Source organism: Acinetobacter sp. P1(2025), from assembly GCF_051390655.1.
Lineage (GTDB): Bacteria > Pseudomonadota > Gammaproteobacteria > Pseudomonadales > Moraxellaceae > Acinetobacter > Acinetobacter junii.
In genome coordinates this window covers 1-6,521 of the sequence record NZ_JBPKBJ010000117.1, presented here as the reverse complement: position 1 = coordinate 6,521, position 6,521 = coordinate 1, and the positions used below count along the sequence as shown (strand labels likewise).

Genomic DNA, 6,521 nt, shown 5'->3' with positions numbered 1-6,521 from the left:
TATAAATGGGTAGAGTACAGGTTGCTGTAGAAGCATGTTTAATTCGTCTAATCACAGATACTTTATAAAGCATTTTAATACTTTTTTGAATCTGTCAATGCGTAAGTCCTATGATTTATGGTTTTATTATTTTCTATTTCTAAATGTAAAAAAATCAACAATATCATAATTAAAAATACCAACAATCACCAAATAAAATAATATTTTCATATATAAATCAATACATTCTAAAATTTATTTTCAAAATAGTGTTTCTACCTATTGAAATCCCTAAAAATAAGCAGTACAACTTTAAATTCAATTCTGACAAAAACGATTAGGTTTCTGTCATCACCACTCAAGGAGGGATGGAGATGTTATCATTACATTTCAACAAGCAAGTCTTCATTAACACTCTGAAGGCAAACGATTCGATCGTATATGCAATCACAACACTCGCACTTATGGCTACGTTGTTATTACAAGGCACAATTAAAGGTAATTTGAAACCTGAATATTTTGCCTATGCATTGATCGTTTCACTAGCCTTTTGTACGTGGGGTATTGTGGACCGAAAGTTTCGACAGATGAGCGCTGAGCGTCAAAAAAACTAATTTACAAAAATGGATGAGTAATCATCCATTTTTTATTGGAAATAAATAATTGTTCCGTAAAGCAATATAGCTGTTGCACCCAGCTCAACCACTATCAAACTAAACATTATAAAACTCATACACCAACTTGGTAGTGTCCAATGTCCCAATTGATGAGGTTGTTTAAATTGGTTGGTTGTGTCTTTTAAAAAACCATGGATTATGTAAGTTAGGATCGACATCGAGAAAAAGAACAGATTCGCAACAACGCAAAATAATTTTGTAGTTTCACTTAACATACTGAAATAACTTAAACATGCCAAAATTAAACTGGCACTCGCATATAACAAACTACTACGATGCGCAATATCTACATAATAATGAGCTCTTGATTGTTGAGATCTTCGAATTTGATAATATTTCCAAACGCCTGTTAACATTCCTACCCAAAGAAAAATTCCACTAAAAATTATTGCTAATTCCATTGCTTGGTTAAATTCCACAACTATATCCATTTGATTTGTTTAATTAATAATCTTGATTTTACCTATATTTGACTTTTTAGTCATTTTTTATGTAAGTTTCTTTTTAGAACTTGTGTAAAGTAATTAGAAATAGTATTGAGTTCTCCGTTATGAATACCTATGAATCTTTTTGGATCAGCTGTAAAGATGGTTATCAACTTTCAGCTCGATACTACGCTTCTGAAAATAATACGAAACAGTTTCCAATTCTAGTTTGTCCAGCAACTGGCATTACTCAGAACTTTTACAATTCATTTGCACAATGGCTGAATCAACAAGGTTATCAAGTTCTCACCTTTGATTCAGAGGAATTGGTGAGTCATACATGGCAAATTAAAAGATTCTACAGCAAGTATTGATGATTGGGGTTTATTGGATATACCAGCTGCAATTGACTCACTAATCAACAAAACTCACGCGCAACAGGTGATTATTATTGGTCACAGCGCTGGCGGACAGTTGCTTGGTATCAACCCTTCTTATGAAAAAGTTGCCAAGGTATTAGCTATTGCGGGTTCTACAGGTCACATCAAAGGTCTAAAGGGAAAAACGAAGTTATTAGCTCCTGTTATGTTCAACATTATTTTCCCTGTTTCAAGTTTATTTAAAGGGTATGGTGCAACACAATTCATCGGCATGGGTGAAAACCTACCGAGAAATGTTGCAAGACAATGGGCTGAATTTTGTAGTAAACCTGGTTATGTAATGAATACCATTGGTAAAACTATTTTTAATGACTATCATCAGGAGATTAAGTGCCCTATCGTTTCGTTTTGGGCTACAGACGATGAAATCGCTACAGAAGCCAATGTCAAAGATTTATTACGATTGTATCCAAACGCTGAAACCAAATTAGTTCAACTTGATCCACAGAAACATGGTTTTAATGAGATTGGACATATGTCGATGTTTAAAAAGAGCCATAAACAACTATGGTCAATCATTGAAAAAGAAATCAACGTCTAATAAATAAGTACCCTCTTCACTTTACGCATCTAAATACGTAATCCTGTTTAGATGCGTCTTTTTCCCACATCCAATTCAGCCTAGCATCACTCCAAAATTAATTAATTAAACTAAATTGACCGCCAAATTTATTAAATTTTCTACATCTGTATATTTTATTGATCAAAAAACAGCATAAAAATGTGATAAAGAATGTATTAATTCATCTTTTTAGAGTATTTATTCTAGTTATTTTTTAACCATATGTTTAACCCAATTATCTGTATTTGATAGTATTTATTATATAAATATGTTGATTTTTATATTTTATGACATTTGAGACAGAAGTTTTTGCCTTTAAAGTCACGTCAAATATTGTATTTATTTTCTACAATAGCTATGTTCGAAAGATAGACTGATTTATAGAAAAACTGTCTATCTGAAAGAATGTGTAGAATAGATAAAACCATCATAAATAACATTTTTATATGTTTTTTCGATGATTTTTTTATTCAAAATAAAGATAGCTGTAGAGCTTCTTTAAGGAAGATTTGTTATAAATGAAATGGTGGAAAATTCAATCAATCTTGGATTTTTCAGCAAGTCGTGAAGACACTTCATGGAATTCAAGAGTTGGTTAACCAATTCACAGTAACAAGCATAGGAAATAAGTAAATGCCTAAAAAATATGCGCGTTTTTTACCTACAGCCGAATCATTTAACTTAGAAGAGTTCCCATATTACTGGATTTCTCAAGTAAATGCTCAGTACGTTCAAAACATCGACAACGTACTTAAAAAGTATGGTTTAGACAATTCTCGCCGTCGTATTTTACTTGCATTGAATGTAAAACCTCATGCTAGCGTATCTGAACTATCAGATATGGTCATTTCAAAGATGTCTACGACCACTAAAATCGTCTATCGTTTGAAAGATGAAGGTTATATCGAAACTTATTCTTGCAAAGAAGATGGTCGTATTACGCGAGTTTTTCTGACAGACAAAGGAAAGGAAATGATTGTTAAAATTAATGACCTGACTTCAGTCATTTTAGAACAATCTTTCGATGGTTTAACTCCATTGCAAATAGAAAAAACAATGGAAATCTTAAAACATATGTTTAAGAATTTATCACGTTGATTTAATCAAATTTAAAAAAAGCTTCCTATAAAGGAAGCTTTTTTATTTTCGAATCTAAAATAAATCAAACATATTGAGCTGGGGTGTGATTTTCTCAATTTTGGGTTTTGGTACATGTAAACATTCAAATTCCTCTACAGGAAAGCCATTCATAAAATTAATTAATTGATATGGCTGTTTTAATGTTAACCACTCATCTAATTGTTCATGGGGAATAACAACAACTGATCTTTTGACATCACCAGGTTCATGGAAATCCTTCATCATCGGATGATCTACAGCATCCATGGTTAACATTGTCGCTGAACGAATTATTTTTTCATTTAATTTTCTAATCTCATAAAGTGCAGCAATATAAAATGCCCGCCCATCTTTACGCTTAACAGCCCAGCGTTGTGGCTTGTTATCTATATATTTGCTTTCATAAAACTCAGTTACAGGGATTACGCCAAACTTACATTTGTTGGCAGATTCTTGAAAACTTGGTTTCTGAAAAATAGTTTCGTGACGTGCATTATAAGTATGTTTTGAAATATTAAGATCTTCTGCCCATTTAGGTACTAAACCAAACAGAACTTCCCTCCACTCCAAACCTTGTTCAGATTTAAACAATAATGGAGTTTTATAACTTGGATAAACCTCTTCTTCATAGGTAAAAGATACAAGCGGCAATTCAAGTTGCTTTAATTGTTCCAGTGTGATGGGTTTAAAGTTAGCACACATAAAAATGATCTTCAAAATAATAAAAGCCTCCGAAGAGGCTTTTATTTTAGATGAAATTAATCACCTGTATAGCCTTTAAGTTTTAAACGTGCAGCATGCAACAATGGCTCTGTATAACCAGATGGTTGCTCAGCACCTTTGAAAATCAAATCAGAAGCAGCTTGGAAAGCGATGCCATCAAAGTTTGGTGCCATTGGCGTATAAAGTGGATCATTCGCATTTTGTTGATCTACAATTACAGCCATACGTTTTAATACTTCTTCAACTTGTTCACGCGTTACGATACCGTGACGCAACCAGTTTGCAACATGCTGAGAAGAAATACGTAATGTTGCACGATCTTCCATCAAACCAACGTTGTTGATATCTGGAACTTTAGAACATCCAACACCTAAATCAACCCAACGAACAACATAACCCAAGATACCTTGACAGTTATTTTCAAGTTCGTTGTTTAGTTCTTCTGCTGTCCAGTTAGTTTCAGGAGCAAAAGGAGGTGTTAACAAATCATCCAAAGTCAACATGTCTTGAGATGCTAATTCATCTTGACGAGCTTTTACATTGATTTGGTGATAATGCATTGCGTGAAGTACCGCACCTGTTGGTGATGGAACCCATGCACATGATGCACCCGCATTTGGATGTGCTGTCTTAGTCGCCAACATGTCTTTCATGCTGTCAGGTTTTGGCCACATACCTTTACCGATCTGTGCCTTACCTTGTAAACCACACTCTAAACCAATTGCAACGTTACGATTTTCGTAAGCAGCAATCCATTTTTGAGTTTTAACAGCTTCTTTACGAACAACTGGAGCAGCTTCCATAGAAGTATGGATTTCATCACCCGTACGATCCATGAAACCTGTGTTAATGAAAATTGTACGGTCTTTTGCAGCTGCGATACAGTTTTTCAAGTTTACAGATGTACGACGCTCTTCATCCATAATACCGATTTTAAGTGTTTTAGCAGGCAAACCAAGAGCTTGTTCAGCGCGTTCAAACAACTCAACCGCAAATGCAACTTCTTCTGGACCATGCATTTTTGGTTTAACGATATACATCGACCCTTTACGAGAGTTATGGTTTTCGTTTTCACCACGGATGTCTACAATGCTTAGTAACGGAGTTACTAGAGCATCCATAATACCTTCGAAAACTTCTTCACCTTCAACAAGGATGGCTGGGTTTGTCATCAAGTGACCAACGTTACGAAGAAGCATCAATGAACGACCATGTAAAGTTGTCGTTCCACCGATCAAGTTTTTAACAGTACGATCTTTATTAAGAGCACGAGTAACTGTTTTACCGTTCTTCTCGATTGACTCTTGTAAATCACCCTTCATTAAGCCTAACCAGTTACGGTAGCCTTCTACTTTTTCTTCAGCATCAACAGCTGCTACAGAATCTTCCAAATCTTGAATAGTTGTAATTGCTGCTTCAAGTGTTAAATCTTTAACGCCTGCTGCATCAGTTTTACCAATCGGGCTATTCGCATCGATATCGATAATTACGTGCAAGCCATTGTTTAATAAAACAACTTCTGTAGGGTTTTCTGCTTCACCATTAAAGCCAACGAATTGTGACTCATGAGCTAAAGAAGTAGTAGAACCATCTTTCAAAGTAACAACTAAACGGTTATGTTCAATTGCGTATTTAGTCGCATCAGCATGTGAACCTTGTGCCAAAGGGAAAGCTTGATTTAAGAAATCTTTAGCAAAAGCAATAACTTTGTCGCCACGAACAGGGTTATAACCCTTGCCTTTTTCAGCGCCATTTTCTTCAGAAATTACATCAGTACCATAAAGTGCATCGTATAATGAACCCCAACGTGCATTTGCAGCATTTAAGCAATAACGTGCATTACGTACAGGTACAACAAGCTGTGGACCAGCTAATAATGCGATTTCTTCATCAACATTTTCAGTTGTAACTTTGAAGTCTTCAACTTCAGGAACAAGATAACCAATTTCAGTTAAGAATGCCTTATAAGCATTTAACTCAAATTTATTATTGCGGTGCCATTCATCAATTTTAGCTTGTAGCTCTTCACGCTTCGCTAATAATGCTTTGTTCTTAGGGCTAAGATCGACAACGACTTGCTCGAAATTTTTCCAGTAAGTTTCACTATCTAAACCAGAACCTGGTAAAGCTTCATTTTCGATGAAATCGTAAAGTTCTTTAGCAATCGCTAGCTTGCCTTTTTGAATACGTACAGTCATTGTCTTTCCTGATGGTGCTAACTTTTTATAACAAGAATCCTAGTATACTGATTTATACTAGCCTGAATAGTAATATCACATTCCTAAATAGTAAGCATTTTCTCAATTAGAAGTATTGACAACTACGAGTTTTAGTAAATCAAAACTTTAAATTAAAATTTTACTCATTCTATGGGGATGTAATGATCTCACAGTCTTAAAAACACATTTAGTTATAACAAAAATCAACCAAGAATAAAGCTTTCTCAGTATCAAAATATAAAAAAAAGCATTCCGAAGAATGCCTTTAGGACTTACGCATTGACAGATTCAAAAAAGTATTAAAATGCTTTATAAAGTATCTGTGATTAGACGAATTAAACATGCTTCTACAGCAACCTGTACTCTACCCATTTATA

General features: G+C 34.4%; 5 protein-coding genes and 1 pseudogene. 3 read left to right on the top strand and 3 right to left on the bottom strand.

What is annotated here, in order from left to right; all coding sequences use genetic code 11:
* Nucleotides 1-353: 353 nt before the first annotated feature.
* A complete protein-coding gene (locus ACSC97_RS17485) occupies nt 354-593 on the top strand; it encodes a hypothetical protein (protein ID WP_004911434.1) in 240 nt (79 codons plus the stop codon).
* Between the two features lie 32 nt (nt 594-625).
* On the opposite strand, the gene ACSC97_RS17480 is transcribed toward ACSC97_RS17485, so the two are convergent.
* A complete protein-coding gene (locus tag ACSC97_RS17480; RefSeq protein WP_004954119.1) occupies nt 626-1,087 on the bottom strand; it encodes a hypothetical protein in 462 nt (153 codons plus the stop codon).
* 119 nt (nt 1,088-1,206) lie between these two features.
* On the opposite strand from ACSC97_RS17480, the pseudogene ACSC97_RS17475 reads away from it, so the two are divergent.
* Nucleotides 1,207-2,062 (top strand): annotated as a pseudogene (locus tag ACSC97_RS17475) (alpha/beta hydrolase family protein).
* Nucleotides 2,063-2,716: 654 nt separating this feature from the next.
* The gene (locus ACSC97_RS17470) at nt 2,717-3,181 is read left to right on the top strand and encodes a MarR family winged helix-turn-helix transcriptional regulator (RefSeq protein WP_129262891.1); all 465 of its coding nucleotides are present in this window, start codon (nt 2,717-2,719) and stop codon (nt 3,179-3,181) included.
* A gap of 54 nt (nt 3,182-3,235) precedes the next feature.
* On the opposite strand, the gene ACSC97_RS17465 is transcribed toward ACSC97_RS17470, so the two are convergent.
* Nucleotides 3,236-3,904, bottom strand: a complete 669-nt coding sequence (locus tag ACSC97_RS17465; RefSeq protein ID WP_436662209.1) for an SOS response-associated peptidase — start codon at nt 3,902-3,904, stop codon at nt 3,236-3,238.
* Between the two features lie 56 nt (nt 3,905-3,960).
* Nucleotides 3,961-6,123, bottom strand: coding sequence for a malate synthase G (locus ACSC97_RS17460; protein WP_004954110.1), 2,163 nt, complete (start codon nt 6,121-6,123; stop codon nt 3,961-3,963).
* Nucleotides 6,124-6,521: the final 398 nt, after the last annotated feature.

Coding starts and splice junctions, on each gene's coding strand:
- ACSC97_RS17485 (WP_004911434.1), top strand. CDS start 354: ATGTTATCATTACATTTCAACAAGCAAGTCTTCATTAACACTCTGAAG.
- ACSC97_RS17480 (WP_004954119.1), bottom strand. CDS start 1,087: ATGGATATAGTTGTGGAATTTAACCAAGCAATGGAATTAGCAATAATT.
- ACSC97_RS17470 (WP_129262891.1), top strand. CDS start 2,717: ATGCCTAAAAAATATGCGCGTTTTTTACCTACAGCCGAATCATTTAAC.
- ACSC97_RS17465 (WP_436662209.1), bottom strand. CDS start 3,904: ATGTGTGCTAACTTTAAACCCATCACACTGGAACAATTAAAGCAACTT.
- ACSC97_RS17460 (WP_004954110.1), bottom strand. CDS start 6,123: ATGACTGTACGTATTCAAAAAGGCAAGCTAGCGATTGCTAAAGAACTT.